This is a genomic window from Salmonella sp. SAL00672 (assembly GCF_046552175.1).
GTDB classification, from domain to species: Bacteria; Pseudomonadota; Gammaproteobacteria; order Enterobacterales; family Enterobacteriaceae; genus Salmonella; species Salmonella enterica.
Map to the genome: position 1 here is coordinate 417,595 of NZ_JBGDUQ010000003.1, position 18,286 is coordinate 435,880.

The 18,286-nt window shown below is 53.7% G+C and carries 14 protein-coding genes and 1 pseudogene; 2 read left to right on the plus strand and 13 right to left on the minus strand.

Annotated features, from left to right (window positions below; all coding sequences use genetic code 11):
* Nucleotides 1–3: 3 nt before the first annotated feature.
* The 4 genes from prpE to prpB all read right to left on the minus strand — a co-directional run bounded on the left by prpE (nt 4) and on the right by prpB (nt 5,599).
* Nucleotides 4–1,890 carry a propionate--CoA ligase gene (prpE, locus tag ACLJTG_RS11930; protein WP_079951165.1) on the minus strand — a complete coding sequence of 629 codons (1,887 nt, stop codon included), beginning with the start codon at nt 1,888–1,890 and terminating at the stop codon, nt 4–6.
* Nucleotides 1,891–1,930: 40 nt separating this feature from the next.
* Nucleotides 1,931–3,382: a bifunctional 2-methylcitrate dehydratase/aconitate hydratase gene (locus tag ACLJTG_RS11935; protein ID WP_079951166.1), complete on the minus strand. Its 1,452-nt coding sequence runs from the start codon at nt 3,380–3,382 to the stop codon at nt 1,931–1,933.
* Between the two features lie 37 nt (nt 3,383–3,419).
* Nucleotides 3,420–4,589, minus strand: coding sequence for a 2-methylcitrate synthase (prpC, locus tag ACLJTG_RS11940; protein ID WP_079951167.1), 1,170 nt, complete (start codon nt 4,587–4,589; stop codon nt 3,420–3,422).
* 122 nt (nt 4,590–4,711) lie between these two features.
* A complete protein-coding gene (gene prpB, locus ACLJTG_RS11945) occupies nt 4,712–5,599 on the minus strand; it encodes a methylisocitrate lyase (protein ID WP_000052221.1) in 888 nt (295 codons plus the stop codon).
* 265 nt (nt 5,600–5,864) lie between these two features.
* Here prpB and prpR point away from each other — a divergent pair, with 265 nt between their 5' ends.
* Entirely contained in the window at nt 5,865–7,490 is a 1,626-nt protein-coding gene (gene prpR / locus ACLJTG_RS11950; protein WP_079825685.1) for a propionate catabolism operon regulatory protein PrpR, read from the plus strand.
* Between the two features lie 135 nt (nt 7,491–7,625).
* On the opposite strand, the gene yahO is transcribed toward prpR, so the two are convergent.
* Nucleotides 7,626–7,901, minus strand: coding sequence for a DUF1471 family periplasmic protein YahO (yahO, locus tag ACLJTG_RS11955; protein WP_079951168.1), 276 nt, complete (start codon nt 7,899–7,901; stop codon nt 7,626–7,628).
* A gap of 231 nt (nt 7,902–8,132) precedes the next feature.
* Here yahO and ACLJTG_RS11960 point away from each other — a divergent pair, with 231 nt between their 5' ends.
* Nucleotides 8,133–8,765 carry a LysE family transporter gene (locus ACLJTG_RS11960; RefSeq protein WP_000433131.1) on the plus strand — a complete coding sequence of 211 codons (633 nt, stop codon included), beginning with the start codon at nt 8,133–8,135 and terminating at the stop codon, nt 8,763–8,765.
* Nucleotides 8,766–8,805: 40 nt separating this feature from the next.
* On the opposite strand, the gene foxA is transcribed toward ACLJTG_RS11960, so the two are convergent.
* From foxA to ACLJTG_RS12000, 8 genes and pseudogenes are all read right to left on the minus strand, one after another.
* Entirely contained in the window at nt 8,806–10,914 is a 2,109-nt protein-coding gene (gene foxA / locus ACLJTG_RS11965) for a ferrioxamine B receptor FoxA (RefSeq protein WP_122024095.1), read from the minus strand.
* A 145-nt stretch (nt 10,915–11,059) separates the two neighbouring features.
* On the minus strand, nt 11,060–12,064 hold the full coding sequence (foxR, locus tag ACLJTG_RS11970) for a ferrioxamine uptake transcriptional regulator FoxR (protein WP_000074605.1): 1,005 nt from the start codon (nt 12,062–12,064) through the stop codon (nt 11,060–11,062).
* Between the two features lie 95 nt (nt 12,065–12,159).
* Nucleotides 12,160–12,352, minus strand: a pseudogene (locus ACLJTG_RS11975) (hypothetical protein).
* Nucleotides 12,271–12,456 (minus strand): DUF2474 domain-containing protein, encoded by a 186-nt coding sequence (locus tag ACLJTG_RS11980; RefSeq protein WP_305954967.1) that lies wholly within the window; start codon nt 12,454–12,456, stop codon nt 12,271–12,273. The pseudogene ACLJTG_RS11975 and the gene ACLJTG_RS11980 overlap by 82 nt, the downstream one beginning before the upstream one ends.
* Nucleotides 12,402–13,412 carry a cytochrome d ubiquinol oxidase subunit II gene (cydB, locus tag ACLJTG_RS11985; RefSeq protein ID WP_000151047.1) on the minus strand — a complete coding sequence of 337 codons (1,011 nt, stop codon included), beginning with the start codon at nt 13,410–13,412 and terminating at the stop codon, nt 12,402–12,404. The genes ACLJTG_RS11980 and cydB overlap by 55 nt, the downstream gene beginning before the upstream one ends.
* Nucleotides 13,409–14,812, minus strand: a complete 1,404-nt coding sequence (locus ACLJTG_RS11990; protein ID WP_000393711.1) for a cytochrome ubiquinol oxidase subunit I — start codon at nt 14,810–14,812, stop codon at nt 13,409–13,411. The genes cydB and ACLJTG_RS11990 overlap by 4 nt, the downstream gene beginning before the upstream one ends.
* 116 nt (nt 14,813–14,928) lie before the next feature.
* Complete coding sequence (gene ssaA, locus ACLJTG_RS11995) at nt 14,929–15,030, minus strand: small effector SsaA (RefSeq protein ID WP_000934834.1); 102 nt, start codon at nt 15,028–15,030, stop codon at nt 14,929–14,931.
* A gap of 276 nt (nt 15,031–15,306) precedes the next feature.
* On the minus strand, nt 15,307–18,279 hold the full coding sequence (locus tag ACLJTG_RS12000) for a type III restriction-modification system endonuclease (protein WP_272711264.1): 2,973 nt from the start codon (nt 18,277–18,279) through the stop codon (nt 15,307–15,309).
* Nucleotides 18,280–18,286: the final 7 nt, after the last annotated feature.

Sequence of the window (18,286 nt, forward strand, 5' to 3'; positions counted from 1 at the left end):
CGGCTATTCTTCGATCGCCTGGCGAATTTGCTGCAACGACGCGGGATCGTCAATGGTTGTCAGATCGCCCGGATCGCGGCCTTCGCAGATCGCCTGGATCGTGCGGCGAAGCATCTTTCCGGAACGCGTTTTGGGGAGCTGCGAGACAAACCAGACATGCGCCGGACGACCAAAGTGACCAATCTGATTGTCTACCAGCGCCATAATCGCGTTTTCCTCGTCGCGCGCCGCCTCGCGATCCGCCAGCGTATCGCTCTGCTTCGGAATGACAAACGCCACCGCTACCTGCCCTTTCAGAGCGTCCTTTATCCCCACTACCGCCACTTCCGCTACGTTCGGGTAACTGGAGATACTTTCTTCTATTTCTCGCGTCCCCAGCCGATGACCCGCAATATTAATCACATCATCGGTACGGCCCAGAATAAAGTAATACCCCTCGGCGTCGCGGATTCCCCAGTCGAAGGTGGCATAAACCTGACGGTTAAACAGCGACCAGTAAGTGTTCACAAAACGCGCATCGTCGCCCCAAATAGTCTGAATACAGCCCGGCGGCAGCGGCCCTTCAATCACCAGCATTCCCTTTTCATTTATGCCGCAGGGCTCGCCGGTGACTTCATTGAGTAGCTGGACGTTATAACCGTACATCGGCACGCCGGGACTTCCCAGACGCGACGGCCTGTCGTCCAGCGCGCGGGCCAGCGCCATGATCGGCCAGCCGGACTCCGTCTGCCAATAATTGTCGATGACCGGTACGCCCAGCGTCTCCGTCACCCAACTGGCCGTCGGCTCGTCCAGCGGCTCACCGGCCAGATAAAGCGCCTCCAGCGAGGAGAGATCGTGATTGCGGATTTGCGCCGTCGGGAATTTTTTCAGCACGCGAATCGCGGTCGGGGCGGAAAACATCCGGTTAACCTGGTATTTCTCGACAATTTTCCACCAGACCCCGCAGTCCGGGTACGTCGGCAGTCCTTCGTAAACAATAGTCGCCATGCCTGCCAGCAGCGGCGCGTAAACGATATAGGAGTGGCCGACGACCCAGCCGATATCCGATGCGCAAAAGAATACGCCGCCCGCCTTGCCGCCAAAAATGGTGTCCATCGAGGTTGCCAGCGCCACCGCATAGCCGCCGACGTCGCGCTGGACGCCTTTCGGTTTGCCGGTAGTGCCGGAGGTGTAAAGAATGCACGAGGTTTCATTGGATTCCAGCCACGCCACCGGCACGCTCGCACCGAGATGCTGCTGGCGCAACGTGGCAAAATCCAGATCGCGCCCATCCACCCACGCCATTTTCGCCAGCCCTCTGTCCACCAGCAGAACGTGTTTCGGCTGATGCTGCGCCTGCGCAATAGCGTCATCGAGCAGCTTTTTATACGGCAGGATTTTACCGCCCCGCGCTCCGGCATCCGCCGACACAATCAGCGCCGGTCTGGCATCGTCAATCCGCGCCGCCACGCTGTGCGAGGCAAAACCGCCAAAGACCACCGAATGGATCGCGCCAATGCGCGCGCAGGCCAGCAGCGTTATCTGCGCTTCGGCAATCATTGGCATATAGACCAATACGCGATCGCCACGCTGCACGCCCAGCGACAGCAACATGGCGGCCACAATGTTGACCTCGTCATACAACTGGCTGAAGGTAAATGTACGCTCTTCATCGGTCTCTGATGAGACGGCAATCAGCGCCAGCGCCTCCGGCTGTTTATCCCGCCAGCGGTCAACGGCGTTATGACATAAGTTAGTGGTGCCGCCGCAAAACCAGCGGGCAAACGGTGGACGGCTATGATCCAGCGTCTGCGTAAACGGCTGTCGCCAGTCGATACGCCGGGCCTGCTCGGCCCAGAACGCCTCCGGTTCATTAATGGAACGCTGATAAAATTCGCTAAAAGACATCACGCTCTCCTGTTGAACTTACGCCTTACTGCTGGCTGGCTCAGATGACATATAAATCGAGGTATTCGTTAACCGGCATCTGCTCCAGGCGGGCTCTGTCCAGGGAGACATCCAGAATGCGTTGCTGCTGGCGAGTCGGGAACTGACGCGCCAGGTTAATTTTAAATTTTTCGATAAGCTTCGGAATACCGTCGGCGCGGCGACGCGCATGACCAATCGGATACTCCACGACAACCTCGCCAAAGCGTGAGCCATCAGTAAACTCCACGGTGATCGCATTGCCGATAGCTCGTTTTTCCGGGTCGTGATAGTCGGCGGTAAAAGCCGGGTCCTCATAACACACGATTTTCTCGCGCAGGGCGTCAATACGCTTGTCCTGCGCCACCTCATCTTCATAATCCGCCGCGGTTAACCGTCCGAACAGCAGCGGCACGGCGACCATATACTGGATACAGTGATCGCGGTCCGCCGGGTTATTGAGCGGGCCTTTTTTATCGATAATGCGGAGACAGGCTTCGTGGGTGCGGATGGTCACTTTCTCGATATCCGCTGCCGTTTTACCCGCGGCCTGCATCTGCTCATACAGCGTCATCGCCGCTTCGACGGCGGTTTGCGAGTGGAATTCTGCCGGGAAAGAAATTTTAAATAGCACGTTTTCCATCACGTAGGAGCCGTAAGGTCGCTGGAAACGGAACGTTTCACCTTTGAATGAAACGTCGTAGAAGCCCCAGGTTTTGGCGGTGAGCGCCGAGGGATAGCCCATCTCGCCGGTTTTCGCCATCAGCGCCAGACGTACCGCGCGTGAGGTAGCGTCGCCCGCCGCCCAGGATTTGCGCGTACCGGTATTCGGCGCATGACGATAAGTGCGCAACGACTGCCCATCCACCCACACCAGCGATACCGCGTTGAGGATCTCATCGCGCGTCAGCCCCAGCATTTCAGCGACCACCGCGGTCGAGGCCACTTTCACCAGCAGCACATGGTCAAGCCCGACACGGTTGAAGGCGTTTTCCAGCGCGATGCAGCCCTGAATTTCATGGGCTTTGATCATCCCGCTCAATACCAGTTTCATGGTCAGCGGCGCTTTGCCGGCGGCGACGGCGTTGCGTGACAGCCAGTCCGCCGTCGCCAGAATACCGCCGAGGTTATCAGAAGGATGGCCCCACTCGGCGGCAAGCCAGGTATCGTTAAAATCGAGCCAGCGGATCATCGCGCCAATGTTAAAGGCTGCCTGTACCGGATCGAGCTGGAACTGGGTGCCCGGCACGCGTGCGCCGTTGGGCACCACCGTGCCTGGCACGATCGGCCCAAGCAATTTTTTACAGGCCGGGTATTCCAGCGCTTCCAGACCACAGCCGAGCGTGTCGAGCAGGCAATAATGCGCGGTGTCGTACGCCACCTTTGAGGTGATCTCGTAATTCATAACGTAATCAACGATATCAACGATTTCACGGTCAAAGTCTGGGCGGATGTTCGAAATATGTGCGGACATAGGGTACAACTCCTGTTTTTATATTTAGAGGTTTTAATTAGCAACGCTTTTCGATCGGCACAAACTGGCGATCGTCCGGCCCGGTATAGTTGGCAGAGGGACGAATAATTTTGTTGTCCTGACGCTGTTCAATAATGTGCGCCGCCCAGCCGGTAACGCGGGCGATGACAAACAGCGGGGTGAACATTTCGGTAGGGACGCCCATCATGTTGTAGGAGACCGCCGAAAACCAGTCGAGATTCGGGAACATCTTTTTGGTCTCCCACATCACCGTTTCCAGACGGTCGGCGATGTGGTACATCTTCAGCGAGCCGCCTTCTTCTGAAAGCTGTTTCGCCACCCGTTTGATCACCTGATGGCGCGGGTCGGCGATGGTGTAAACCGGATGTCCAAAGCCAATCACCACCTCTTTGTTTTCCACGCGTTTACGGATATCCGCCTCTGCCTCGTCCGGCGTTTCATAACGCTGTTGAATTTCCAGCGACACCTCATTCGCCCCGCCGTGTTTCGGGCCGCGCAGCGCGCCAATCGCGCCGATAATCGCGGAGTAGACATCCGAGCCGGTTCCGGCAATCACCCGGCTGGTAAACGTCGAGGCGTTGAACTCATGCTCGGCATACAGCACCAGCGAAATATGCATCGCCTTTTCCCAGCTTTGGGTTGGCTTTTCACCGTGCAGCAGATGCAGGAAATGGCCGCCGATGGAATCATCGTCGGTTTCCGGCTGAATACGTTCGCCGTTGTGGCTGTAGTGATACCAGTAAAGAAGGATAGAGCTGAGCGAGGCCAACAGCTTATCGGCAATATCGCGCGCGCCGGAGACGGTATGTCCCTCTTTTTCCGGCAGGGTGCAGCCCAGCGCGGAAACGCCGGTACGCATCACGTCCATCGGGTGCGAGGCCGCCGGTAACGCTTCCAGAACGGTACGGACATTAGCGGGTAATCCGCGCAGCGCTTTTAACTTGCTTTTATACGCGTTCAGCTCGTCGCGGGTCGGTAATTTTCCGTGGATCAGTAAATGCGCGACTTCTTCAAATTCGCAGTGCTCCGCCAGATCGAGAATGTCGTAACCGCGATAGTGCAGATCGTTACCGCTTTTTCCCACGGTACACAGAGCGGTGTTCCCGGCAGGTACGCCGGAAAGCGCGACGGATTTTTTGGGCTTAATGACATGGTTATTATTTTGCAGGATCGTGGTGTCGCTCATAGTGTCCTCGTCATTTTTTTAATGTGTAGGGTATTGAGGCATGTAGGCCGTACCGTAGGCCGGATAAACGTAGTGCCATCCGGCATTGCCTGATGGCGCCTTCGCCTTATCAGGCCTACAGGCTACGATTTTTTATTCCTGTACAGCGCGTCCAGCTTCTCTTCGAACTGGTAGTAATTGATGCTTTCGTACAGCTCGTTACGGGTCTGCATGATGTCGATCACGTTCTTTTGCGTCCCTTCCTGGCGCAGCACGGTATAGACTTTTTCTGCGGCGCGGTTCATGGCGCGAAACGCCGACAACGGATAGAGCGCCATCGCCACGTGTGCGCTGCGCAACTCGTCGGTCGTAAACAGCGGCGTCGCGCCAAACTCAGTGATGTTGGCGAGGATCGGCACCTGCGCCACGTCGGCGAACTGGCGGTACATCGACAGTTCGGTGATCGCCTCCGGGAACAGCATGTCAGCCCCCGCGTCCACGTAAGCCTGCGCGCGATCGAGAGCCGCCTCCAGCCCTTCCACCGCCAGCGCATCGGTACGCGCCATGATCACAAAGTTCGGATCGGTGCGCGCATCCACTGCCGCCCGAATTCGGTCTACCATCTCCTCTTTCGAGACGATCGCTTTGTTTGGACGGTGTCCACAGCGCTTAGCGCCAACCTGGTCTTCAATATGCAGCGCGGCGGCGCCCGCTTTGGCTATGGACTTTACCGTCCGCGCGACATTAAAGGCGGAGGAGCCAAAGCCAATATCCGCATCCACCAACAGCGGCAGCGGGCAAACATCCGTGATGCGCCGGATATCGGTTAACACATCATCCAGCGTCGAAATCCCCAGATCCGGCAGTCCGAGCGAGCCCGCCGCTACGCCGCCGCCAGAAAGATAGATAGCCTGATACCCGGCCCGTTGGGCCAACAGAGCATGGTTGGCATTGATCGCGCCGACAATTTGTAATGGATTCTCTTTAGCGAGCGCGGCGCGAAATGCCTGCCCCGGCGAATGTAAAGACATATCTCGTCCTCATGTTAGTAAATTGTTACTCAGGATGTATTCACCAAAGCAAAGGCTATGCCAGGCAAAGAGGCAGCGAGAAAATTAAATACAATGAGATTTAAAAACAGGCAATTACAGTAATGCCTGTTATGAATAAGCGCGATTAAGGGAAAAGAAAAACGTGTCAGCTAACGTTTCATGAAACGAATCACCCTGTTTCATTGCAACATTTATGAAACACGTTTAAAACAAAAAATCGCCCCTTAAAGATGAGCCTACTGCGATGACGACTGCTCACAGCGCTCCGCGCGATAATAGCGATAAACCGGTGATCTGGACGGTCTCCGTAACGCGTCTGTTCGAACTGTTTCGGGATATCAGCCTGGAATTCGATCATCTGGCGACCATCACGCCTATTCAACTCGGCTTTGAAAAGGCGGTGACCTACATTCGCAAAAAACTGGCGACCGAGCGCTGCGACGCGATTATCGCGGCGGGTTCGAATGGGGCCTATTTAAAAAGTCGCCTGTCAATACCGGTGATCCTCATCAAGCCCAGCGGATTCGACGTATTACAGGCGCTGGCGAAAGCGGGAAAGCTCACCTCGTCTATCGGTATCGTGACCTATCAGGAGACCATTCCGGCTTTACTTGCCTTTCAGAAAACGTTTCACCTCCGTCTTGAACAGCGAAGCTATGTCACCGAAGAGGACGCGCGCGGGCAAATTAACGAACTTAAGGCCAACGGTATTGAGGCCGTCGTCGGCGCGGGATTAATTACCGATCTGGCGGAAGAGGCAGGAATGACCGCCATCTTTATTTATTCCGCGGCGACCGTTCGTCAGGCTTTCCATGATGCGCTGGATATGACCCGTCTGACACGGCGCCAGCGCGTGGATTACCCATCCGGCAAGGGATTACAAACCCGGTATGAACTGGGCGATATACGCGGCCAGTCGCCGCAAATGGAGCAGCTCCGCCAGACGATTACGCTCTATGCCCGCTCCCGTGCGGCAGTGCTGATTCAGGGGGAAACAGGGACCGGAAAAGAGCTGGCGGCGCAGGCGATTCACCAGACGTTTTTTCACCGCCAGCCTCACCGTCAGAATAAGCCATCCCCTCCCTTTGTCGCCGTCAATTGCGGCGCGATTACCGAGTCATTGCTGGAAGCGGAACTGTTTGGTTATGAAGAGGGCGCGTTTACCGGTTCACGACGAGGAGGCCGGGCGGGGCTGTTTGAAATCGCACACGGCGGCACGCTGTTTCTGGATGAAATCGGCGAAATGCCCTTGCCGTTACAAACCCGACTTTTGCGCGTACTGGAGGAAAAAGCCGTCACTCGCGTCGGCGGACACCAGCCGATCCCGGTGGATGTCCGGGTGATCAGCGCTACGCATTGCGATCTGGATCGGGAAATAATGCAAGGACGTTTTCGCCCCGATCTCTTTTATCGCCTGAGTATTCTGCGTCTGACACTTCCTCCTTTGCGCGAGCGGCAGGCTGATATTTTGCCGCTGGCGGAAAGCTTTTTAAAACAGTCGCTGGCGGCGATGGAAATTCCGTTTACCGAATCGATACGTCATGGATTGACACAGTGTCAGCCGCTTTTGCTGGCCTGGGGCTGGCCCGGTAATATTCGCGAACTGCGTAATATGATGGAGCGCCTGGCGCTTTTTTTAAGCGTCGATCCCGCACCAACGCTGGACAGGCAATTTATGCGGCAGTTATTACCTGAGCTTATGGTGAACACAGCAGAGCTGACGCCTTCAACCGTGGATGCGCACACGTTACAGGATGTACTGGCGCGCTTTAAGGGCGATAAGACCGCGGCGGCGCGTTATCTGGGGATTAGCCGCACCACTCTGTGGCGTCGTTTAAAAGCAGGTGCCAAAGACCAGTCGGGTAATTAAGACAAATGACCGCGTCCTGAATGCCTGATGGCGCTACGTTTACTGCAGGCCGTCATCCGGCAAAACGGATGCCGGTTGCCAGGAATAAAAATACCCGCCGGAAACCCAGGCGGGTATTTTTATGATGCAACGCTTTTATTTCTTTTTATAAATATCAGCCGTACCATGAATTTTATTTTCTGTCTGCCCGGACGTCAGCACCACCACATCCGCCCCTTTTTCATCCGCCTTTTTGATTAAATCTTCTCTGGCGTCCAGCGGCGACATTTCCCCGGTGGTGGAAATCGTGCCAATTTTCGTGTATTCGGAGGCGACTTTATCAAAGTCCGTTTTTTTCATGATTTCTGCGGCATAAACGTTTGTCACGACAAACGCTAATGCGCCAAGCATAACCTTGTAGCCATTTTTCATAGCAAAACCCTCGTTTTATTATTACGCCATCATCGCTTTATCAGAACAAAAAGGCCGTTCGGACTGATTAAATAAGTAGTGTAGATTGCTGGAAAAATCCAGTCAGCCCCCGCTCAGTCGGCGTAACAACGCGGATTAAAACGCCCCTGCTTTGTGATCTCACTCGCAATCATCTGGTTTGACTATTAATAAGATGAACGTTATTTCTTGAGGCTATGGGAAGAGTTGTCTATGGAGCCGTTTCATGCCGTTGTGCTTACCGTCAGTCTGTTTGTGTTAACCTTTTTTAATCCCGGCGCGAATCTGTTTGTGGTGGTGCAAACCAGCCTCGCATCAGGACGCCGGGCGGGGGTCATCACCGGCCTGGGCGTCGCCACGGGAGACGCCTTTTATTCCGGGCTGGGGCTTTTCGGTCTGGCGACGCTCATTACGCAATGCGAAGCGGTATTTTCTCTTATCAAAATTGTCGGCGGCGCCTATTTATTATGGTTCGCCTGGAACAGTATTCGTCACCAGGCGACGCCGCAAATGAGCACGCTCCAGACGCCAATTGCCGCCCCGTGGACAATTTTCTTTCGCCGGGGATTAATGACCGATTTATCCAATCCGCAAACCGTACTGTTTTTTATCAGTATTTTTTCCGTAACGCTTAGCGCAGAAACGCCCACATGGGCAAGATTAATGGCCTGGGCCGGAATTGTGCTGTCATCCGTTATCTGGCGTATTTTTCTCAGCCAGGCCTTTTCGCTTCCCGCAGTCCGCCGCGCTTATGGGCGTATACAGCGCATTGCCAGCCGTGTTATCGGCGCCATTATCGGGATGTTTGCGCTCAGACTTCTCTATGAAGGCGTGACGCACCGCTAATGTTTGCCCGGTAGCCTTTGCTACCGGACGATAAGCGTTATCAAAACGCCCATGACACGCTGCCTACAATGCTACGCTCGGCGCCAAAATAACAATAAGAGAGCGAATTACAGGCAGCGACATAGCGTTTGTCCGTCAGGTTATTTACGTTGAGCTGGGCGCTCAAGCCATTTAACCCAATGCTGGATAAATCATACCCTACCACCATATCGACCAGTGTATAGGACGGCAACGTGTGGGTATTCAGGCGATCGCTGGTCACGCCGTTGACGTACCGGATACCGGAGCCCAAAGTCAGCCCCTCTAACAGACCGCTTTTCACATCGTAGCTTAGCCAGGCGCTGGCCTGGTTCCGTGGAGCATAAACCGCGCGCTTACCCTGCTCTTGCGGGCTACTTTTCTTATAACGTATATCAGTATAGGTGTACGCCGCCTGCAAACGGACGCTATCCGACAAATGGCTAATGGCCTCCAGTTCCACCCCTTTAGACTCAATTTCACCAATCGAGCGGTACGGATCGGTAGGTTCTTCTTTGGTCGCGATATTGGTCTGATTAATACGATACACGGCGGCGCTAAACTGGCTATTCCCCCCCAGCGGTTCGTATTTTACCCCCGCCTCCCACTGCTTGCCTTTCATCGGTTCCAGCACATTGCCGTTTTCGTCGGCGAAGCTGGTCGGCGTAAACGCGGTAGAATAACTGAGATAGGGGGCGACGCCATTGTCGAACAGATAAAGCAACGCAGCACGGGTACTGACGTTGTTTTTATCGAGATCGCTGCGTGAATCATGAAGTTTGTCGATGTTAGACACGCTGACCCGATCGTAACGACCGCCCAACGTAAAGCGCCAGCGATCCCATGACATCTGATCCTGTAAATAGTATCCGGTCTGCCGCAGCTTATGTTTTTCACGGCTATACAACGTAATGTAATCCGGCTGAGCGCCATAAACAGGGTTGAAAGCGTCAATCGGCGGAAACGCGCCATAATAGCCAGTAGTATGATTACTGCGATCCTGATAATCGATCCCCACCAGCAGACGATGATTAATCGCCCCGGTATCCACGCTGCCGTCGAGCTGATTATCCAGCGCGATAGCCGACATTTTCTCCCCGGAGCCGGAATAGCCGCGATTCAGCGCCGTTTCATTCAACCAACCTGCGGCATAGACCTGATTCAACGTCACTTTGGTATGCAAATAACGCAATTTTTGCCGTACCGACCAGCCGTTATCGAACAGATGCTCAATGTTATAACCCACCATATTTTCACGGCGATCGTATTTGTCGTAGTCATCTTCACCTTCAAAGAAAGTGTTAGAAATTTTTCTGCCGTTATAAGGTACAACCGTGCCTTGATAAGGCAGTCCGGAGTGGCTACCGCCTTCCGGATCACGGTGCAGATAGGCCATAAGATCAAGACGCGTCCGATCGGTAATTCGCCAGGTCAGGCTCGGCATCAGCGCATAACGTTCCTCTTTCAAGGGGGTAAACTGCGAATCGGCGTAACGTGTCATACCGCTAAGACGCGCCGCCACACGTTCATTGTCATCCAGTGGGCCGGTCACATCAAAAGCCGCCCCGCGCTGGTTGTGATTGCCGGCAAACAGCTTCACTTCTCCCCCGACATCAAACGCCGGTTTTCGCGACGTCAACGCGACAATGCCGCCTGGCGATGAACGACCATACAGAACGGACGCCGGGCCGCGTACCACCTCGATATCTTCCAGAAACCAGGGGTCAACCACCAACGAACTGTGCGAATTGGTGTCGCCCATCATTTTTAACCCGTCGAGATAGACGTTATCCAGACTACCGTCCGAAAAACCACGCAATACGATGTAATCAAAGCGGTTAGAGGCGCCTATCTGGTTACTGTATACGCCTGGGGTGTAGCTGACCGCCTGACGCACGCTGGTTGCGCCCTGCTCTTCAAACTGCTGGCGGGTAATAATGGATACCGACTGCGGCGTTTCAATATCTGGCGTCGCCAGCTTGGTCGCGCCACTCTGAACGGGCGAGGTGACAATGACGGTATCATTTTTTGTGGTTTCCTGGGCAGAAAGAGGAAAAGTCGCGCCGCCGATAGCTCCGCCTATCAATAGCGCCATACGCGTTGTCGCAAACATGAACATCTCCAAAGGCATCTTTATTGTAAATAAGAATTATTACCTTTTAGAGATAACGGACCACTATGCGTAACGCCAGATTGCCTATGCGCAATGATAAAAAATCACCCAAAGCGGCAGAAAACCGGGTTAGCGGCGGATATTACCGCTCTGGCGGGGCGCGTTACGCACAGTGGCGGGACGCCGTCAGAGACGCGTCACGCAGCTCGCCGGGCGAGCAGCCATAACGCCGACGAAATGCCGTCGCAAAGTTAGTGGCATGTTGATAGCCTGACATCCAGGCGGCCTGCTGCACGCTGTATCCCTCCATCAGATAACGACGCGCGCGCGCCAGGCGGCAATCGCGCAGATAATCAAACACGGTACACCCATAGGCATGGCGAAACTTGCACCGCAGGCTACTCGGACTCATTGCCGCCCGACGCGCCAGTTCGTTCAGCGTGTAGGCTTTTTCCGGCGTCTGCTCCAGTAAACGCCGAATGAGCTCCAGCCGCTGGTATTCACCGGTGACGGGAAGCCCGCGTTTTTGCGTTGCGGGCTGACATAGATTTAGCGCATAGCCCAGCAATTGCAGCATGATGCCTTCCAGCATTAACTGGCGTGACGCCGCATGAGGTCCGGGCTGCTGCGCATAACGTAGCCCCGAAAGCAGAAACTCCGGCACCTGCCAGACCCTCGCCGAGGTTGCGCTATTTTCCCACTCGTCTGCCAGCGAGACAGGCAAACGCTCCCGCCATCCGCCGTCCGGGTACATTCCCAGCGATAAGGTGCGCAATTTACTGTCTGCGCCGTGATGGGCGCGTATCGTCTGCTGCTCACTCAGTTGCGAGCAAAACGCCATCCCCGCGCTCAACAAAAAGGTCTGCTCATTGACAGCCAGCGCGACGTTACCTTCCAACACCACCAGCATATACAGCGGACTGCTATGGCGAGAGGTGGTTTCATAAGGTTGTAACACGTGAACATCCGAGCGTGTAATGCAAATCCCGCCGGGAAGCGCTATCTCTTCGATATCGCCATGAAGTACGGGACTACTCTGCGTATACTGCGGTAACGCAGGGAAGCGGTAATCAATGCCATAACGCTCGCCAAACGCGATGAAGTCGCTGACGGAAAAGATCTTTTTCATCGCCGGGGCGGCGGAAGAGTGACAGGAGATCGGAGACATTATCAATACCGTTTATCTGCGTTATACCAGAGCGTTAGCCACTGTGTAACCATATCACTGCGGCCCGGGAACGACAATAAAGATGAGAATAATTATCAACCGCTATTGAGGGAAGAGATAAGGCGAGCAAAGGTGATCGATAAACGCCGATCTGTCGATAAAAACGCGCTTTCGCCAGCGACGAAAGCGCGTCCGGGGGATATCAGTCAGGAGCGAAATCCTGCGGAGGTCATGAGCAGTCTGAACAACATTCCGACGCCCGCCAGCAGAAGCACGCTGGCGCACCATATCGCGACCATCCATACGACTCGCCGCGACCATTTTTTCACTTTAACCATCAGTGATATCCCTCTCCATGTCGCACTTTTCCACGGAAGACGTAGTAGCTCCAGAAGGTATAAGCCAGAATAATCGGGATGATTATCAGCGCCCCAACCAGCATAAAGCTTTGACTTTGCGGCGGCGCGGCGGCGGCATACAGCGAAATATCCGGTGGAATAATATTCGGCCAAATACTGATGCCTAACCCGCTGAACCCCAGAAAAATCAACCCTAGCGTGAGAATAAATGGACGCGCATGGGATTCTGGTTTTTTCACGCTGCGCCATAGCCAGACGCTAAAAGCCAACACCAGCACAGGCACCGGCAGGAAGTAGTATAAATTGGGCAGCGTGAACCAGCGCTCGGCGATGTCGTCGTGGGTGAGCGGCGTCCACACGCTGACGCCTCCCATCACCAACAACAAGACGATCAACAACGGGCGCGACAGCGCGCACATCCGGCTATGCAGTGGATCTTCGCTTTTCATAATCAGCCAGGTAGCGCCCAGCAGCGCGTAGGTGACAACCAGACCGACGCCGCAGAACAGATTAAACGGCGTCAGCCAGTCAAGCTGCGAACCGCTAAAGGTTCGCCCTTCCACCTGAAAACCGCTCACCACCGCGCCCACCACAACCCCCTGGGCAAAGGTCGCCAGGATTGACCCGACGATAAAGGATTTATCCCAGAACGCGCGATGCGACTCGGTGGCTTTAAAACGGAATTCAAAAGCGACGCCGCGAAAGATAAGACCAAGCAGCATAACCACCAGCGGGATAGTCAGCGCGTCGGTGATGACGGCATAAGCCAACGGAAACGCGCCAAAAAGCCCGGCCCCGCCCAGCACCAGCCAGGTTTCGTTCCCGTCCCATACCGGCGCGACCGAGTTCACCATAACATCGCGATCGTGTTTATCGCGAATAAACGGAAACAGGATACCGACGCCCAGATCGAACCCATCCATTACGATATACATCAGCGTGGCGAACACGATAATAGCAAACCAGATAACCGGAAGATCGATGGTCATTCGCGTTTCTCCTGCTCAAGCGATTCTCCCACGGCAGAGATAGGACGCGCGGGTCTGCCATCGGTTTCAGCGGTCGGTGTCTCCGCCGGCTGCGGCCCTTTCTGGATAAGGCGAATCATATAAATATAGCCAACCCCAAAGACCAGGGAATAGACCACAAAGAAGGCCAGCAAACTGATGCTCATCTGCAAGGTGCTGTGCGCGGAAACCGCATCACGCGTTCGCAGCAGGCCATAGACCACCCACGGCTGACGTCCTACTTCAGTCGTCACCCATCCGGCAAGGATGGCGATAAGCCCGGACGGCCCCATCCACAGCGCAAAGTGCATAAAGGGCCGCGAATGATACAGTCGGCGTCGGTAGCGTAGCCACAGGCTGGCCAGCCCCAGGAAGATCATCAGTACGCCCATGCCCACCATCAGACGGAAAGACCAGAACACCACGGTAGAGTTGGGGCGATCCTCTTTGGGATAATCTTTTAGCGCAGGCACCTGTTTGTCCAGGCTATGCGTCAGGATCAGACTGCCCAACGCCGGGATCTCAAGCGCATAGCGGGTCCGTTCCGCCTCCATATCCGGCCAGCCTACCAGCGTAAGCGGCGTTGGCTCGCCGGGCGTATTTTCCCAGTGCCCCTCAATCGCGGCGATTTTGACCGGCTGATGCTTCAGGGTGTTAAGGCCGTGCATATCGCCAATCAATGCCTGAACGGGCGCCACCACGACCGCCATCCATAACGCCATCGAGAACATACGGCGGATAGCCGGCGTATCGTTACCTTTCAGTAAATGCCAGGCAGCGGACGCGCCGACAAACATCGCGCTACTTAAAAACGCCGCAACGGACATATGCAACAGGCGATACGGGAACGACGGGTTGAAAATCACCGCGAACCAGTCCACCGGGACCACCTGACCGTTGTGAATTTCAAATCCCTGCGGGGTATGCATCCAGCTATTAGACGCCAGAATCCAGAACGTCGACATTAACGTGCCCAGCGCCACCATACAGGTAGACAAGAAATGCAGGCCCGGCCCGACTTTGTTCCAGCCAAAAAGCATCACGCCTAAGAATCCCGCTTCCAGGAAGAATGCGGTGAGCACTTCATAGGTTAATAAAGGCCCGGTGATACTGCCGGCGAACTGGGAGAAACCGCTCCAGTTCGTTCCGAACTGGTAAGCCATGACCAGACCGGAGACCACGCCCATCCCGAAGTTGACGGCAAAAATTTTGAGCCAGAACTGATAGAGCGAGCGCCAGACAGGATTACGCGTTTTTAGCCATAAACCTTCCAGTACCACCAGGTAACTGGCTAAGCCAATCGTAATCGCGGGGAAAATAATATGAAAAGAGACGGTAAAGGCAAACTGGAGTCTCGCTAAAAAGAATGCATCAAACTCCATGTTCCCTCCCGTTTATATATAGTCACTTCGTGTAAAATATTCACTGTTCGCAACCAGGTTGAAACGAAACGGTTATTTTCCCCAAACGTAAAAACGTCGGGGAATATCCAGATAAATTACGATTTTTTTTGCGGCTGGCTGTCAGGCTTATCGCCCGACTCTGGCGCTTCGGAGGGGTCGTCTTTTTCGACAGCGAAACGGTAGTATCTATTTAGCATAACATGTCTCCCTTAGTTACATTCACTTGGCAATATCTACCTGGCCGTTATAAAAATAACGGCAAAACAAAAAAACAGCGTCTTCAAGACTATTTGCAATTTCAGCAAAATACGCTTAGCTGAAAGTTAAGAATAGACGTAAAACGATAACCTTCAAGTCAACGCGGTTTACGGGACGGGGGATTAGTACAGGGAGAATGACCGCAACGCTCGCTGCGCGGCGGCCATTTTATATGGTCTATCAAAAAGATAACCGTTAAGGTCCATTCAAACCCGTTAGTTTGCCTTCCCCTCAATCAAGCCATTGATCGTAGAAAATACCGCCGGCGCGCTGGTCGCTTCCGCAAACTCGACATTAATATTTTGCCGACGCAGCATATCGAAGAATTTACGTTGCGCATCAAGAATAACCTGATCGCCTACGCGCATATTTTCTGCTTTAGTTTCAACCAGTAAATAAACGCTGTCGGCGTCCTGACGCTCAATACGGTACACAAAATCCGGCGTAGTAGAGCCTCCCGTATATTTGGGGATCTGAATGGCCCGCTTAGGCAGTTTGCCAAACACAGAAACCTGTTGCGGATAATCGTATTTTAATAGCGGCAATTCTGGATCGACGCTGTCATAACGCAACGGCGGTATTTGATAGAGAGAACGAGGATCGTCTATCGCATTCTCATCCACATTTTTCCCCACAATTTCAGCGCTAATCTCCTCTCTGAACTGCCGTGCCGTGGAATCAAATACCGACGTTGAAGCCTGGAAGTCGAGAGGCAGATAATCGTGGCGCTGCGCAAAATGCGCATTAATCCGCGTCTGTAATGCGCGGGTCATATTGTCCAACGAGATCTCGCTTAAATAGCGTGAATCTCCGTGCAAAACATCACGCAGCATCGCCATTAACACCGGGTGCAGGACGTTAACCGGCAGACTGGTGCGTAACGCCAGTTGCTTAAGAAAATGGCCATATTTCATGCCCGCCATAAATTCGCTGGCGGCTAATTCGCCTTCCCGCTGCGCCACTTCAAAACGGCCATTATCTTCATTCGATACCAGCCGTTGTTGCACCTGGCTTGGCTTCTGGCGTATATACAGCGACGGATCGCGCAGCACCTCGGCGGCAATCTGTTCCAGAGAAGCGCCGCTACGCTCGAATTGCAGCATATAACGGCGGGAAAACTGCTCCCAGATACTGCTAAGTTGTTCCCAATTCTCTTTGCGTAACCTGACTCGCAGTCGGGAGACGGGCTTATTGTCACGAATGCGATCCGCTCGCACCCGCGCCTGCGTCAGCTCAGGGTAGAACTCCAGTAGCCACGCAAAGCCACTTTTGGTTTCCCCGTTAAGCGTGACGCTGGGTTTAAACTCATTACTCCGGTTGATCAGTTTTTTATCATCCAGATCTTCCAGCAAACGAAGCTCCGTAAACGCAGGATCGACTTTTTGTCGCTCGGTGACGATGAGTGTGATCATCGCCTCATCCAGCTTCTGCTCGTTAAGCTGAACTTTGCTGTCGCGATTAATCTCATCAACCAGCATACTGGCAAACGCTTTTTCATCATAACCAATCAGAAACGACAGTCGGGACGGCCACTCTTCCTGATGAACGCGATGGCCGTTTTCATCTACCGGTAGCCGCAGGCCGCGCCCCACTTCCTGAATTTTGCTCGACTCGCTACCGGAAGAACGTAATTTAGCAATGACAAAAACATTCGGGTTATCCCAGCCTTCGCGAAGCGTCCATTTTGAAAACAGAAAGCGGCGCGTTTCCCAGTTGCCGTGATGGTCTGAAAAACTGAGCAACTTCTCTTTATTTTTCAGAATATCATCTACCTCAGCCTGGATCGCCTCATCGCCGCTTCCGCGGTCTTCGCCAAAGTAACCAGCGTGGACGTTTTGGTTATCCGAGTGCAGGCTGGCGAGCGTGGCCTGCAGAAACGACAGATACTCCACTTCTCGCGGCAGGGTCTTGCGCTGATAATCGTCAATCAGTTGCGTCAGTTTCTTTTTCAGTAAACACTCAAACTTCAGTTTCAACCAACCTTCGTCATCACGATAGCTTTTAATACTGTCAATAAAGAAAAGGCTTAAGGTCTTAATACGCGGGGCATTATTTTCTGGCTCATTGCTGCGTAAGAAATTTGCCTGCTCGGTATCAAAATGCTTATCAATGGCGTCCTGAATAATCAGTTCCTGGTAGCTCGCGCCAAAGGTTCCTGGCACCAGCGCCATCCCTGCCTCCAGCTCCAGATCGTTCGACAACATTTTACTGCCGGCATATTCAATACTGCCTTCAAATCCTGCATCGACATCGGCGAGATTTTCGCCCACGCCAACCTCGGCAATTTTGCTCCCCCGTCGGAGGATTAATTTCTTTGCCGTGACGCTGTCAACGATATAACGATTGTTGGCCTGTTCTTCGGGGAGATTCGGGTAATAAATATCAATACCTTTCACCAAACCATCGTTAAAACTGTCCACCGCGTTGAGATCAAACTGCGGTTGCCGGCGATAGTAATCTTTACGTACACATTTATTTTTACCCTTACCTTCGACAATATCCGGGAAGGTAGCGCCAAAGCGGACGATCATTTGCGGCTGAATAGCCTGAATCGCTCGATAAAATTTGTTATCTCGCGCAAAACGATGCGGTTCATCAATAATGACCACCGGTCGCGTCATTTGCAGCCCTTTAACAGGCGACGTCAGCCCGCCCAGTAGCGTTTGATCGTAATCGTCTCGCGTCATACTGGCGGAATTGAGCATTTGCGCATTGATCAGCAAAACCTGAATCGTATGGCTATCACGACGGCTGGCATCAGTAAAACTTAATAGCTGGGCCGGAAAATTTTTACGCCCCGACTTTACTTTAAAATCACCGGCGTTGATGGTGCAAAGTTCCATCCGCGTATTTTCGTAGAACTGTGAAAAATGCTGTCTGGCGTAATCGCTGGTAATAAAGTTCCGCGCGCCTTCTTTAATGGCTGGCGTCGGCACCACCAGCACAAATTTGAAGAGGCCATACTTCTGATGCAATTCATACATCAACCGGGTATAGACATAGGTTTTACCCGTCCCGGTCTCCATTTTAACGTCAATATTGGCCTTATCGTCGTAACGTTCCTTAATCAGCGGATTAGCATAGTGATTATGATCGGCTTGCGCGTGATCGATACCGGTGAAACTCGCCAGAATCGCCGCTAACGCCTGTTCCTGATGGGGAAGTTCTTCCAGTAAAATATTCATCATCATCCCC

Bases quoted from the DNA above. Each gene is read 5' to 3' on its own strand.
- prpE (WP_079951165.1), bottom strand. From the start codon at position 1,890: ATGTCTTTTAGCGAATTTTATCAGCGTTCCATTAATGAACCGGAGGCG.
- ACLJTG_RS11935 (WP_079951166.1), bottom strand. From the start codon at position 3,382: ATGTCCGCACATATTTCGAACATCCGCCCAGACTTTGACCGTGAAATC.
- prpC (WP_079951167.1), bottom strand. From the start codon at position 4,589: ATGAGCGACACCACGATCCTGCAAAATAATAACCATGTCATTAAGCCC.
- prpB (WP_000052221.1), bottom strand. From the start codon at position 5,599: ATGTCTTTACATTCGCCGGGGCAGGCATTTCGCGCCGCGCTCGCTAAA.
- prpR (WP_079825685.1), top strand. From the start codon at position 5,865: ATGACGACTGCTCACAGCGCTCCGCGCGATAATAGCGATAAACCGGTG.
- yahO (WP_079951168.1), bottom strand. From the start codon at position 7,901: ATGAAAAATGGCTACAAGGTTATGCTTGGCGCATTAGCGTTTGTCGTG.
- ACLJTG_RS11960 (WP_000433131.1), top strand. From the start codon at position 8,133: ATGGAGCCGTTTCATGCCGTTGTGCTTACCGTCAGTCTGTTTGTGTTA.
- foxA (WP_122024095.1), bottom strand. From the start codon at position 10,914: ATGCCTTTGGAGATGTTCATGTTTGCGACAACGCGTATGGCGCTATTG.
- foxR (WP_000074605.1), bottom strand. From the start codon at position 12,064: ATGTCTCCGATCTCCTGTCACTCTTCCGCCGCCCCGGCGATGAAAAAG.
- cydB (WP_000151047.1), bottom strand. From the start codon at position 13,412: ATGACCATCGATCTTCCGGTTATCTGGTTTGCTATTATCGTGTTCGCC.
- ACLJTG_RS11990 (WP_000393711.1), bottom strand. From the start codon at position 14,812: ATGGAGTTTGATGCATTCTTTTTAGCGAGACTCCAGTTTGCCTTTACC.
- ssaA (WP_000934834.1), bottom strand. From the start codon at position 15,030: ATGCTAAATAGATACTACCGTTTCGCTGTCGAAAAAGACGACCCCTCC.
- ACLJTG_RS12000 (WP_272711264.1), bottom strand. From the start codon at position 18,279: ATGATGAATATTTTACTGGAAGAACTTCCCCATCAGGAACAGGCGTTA.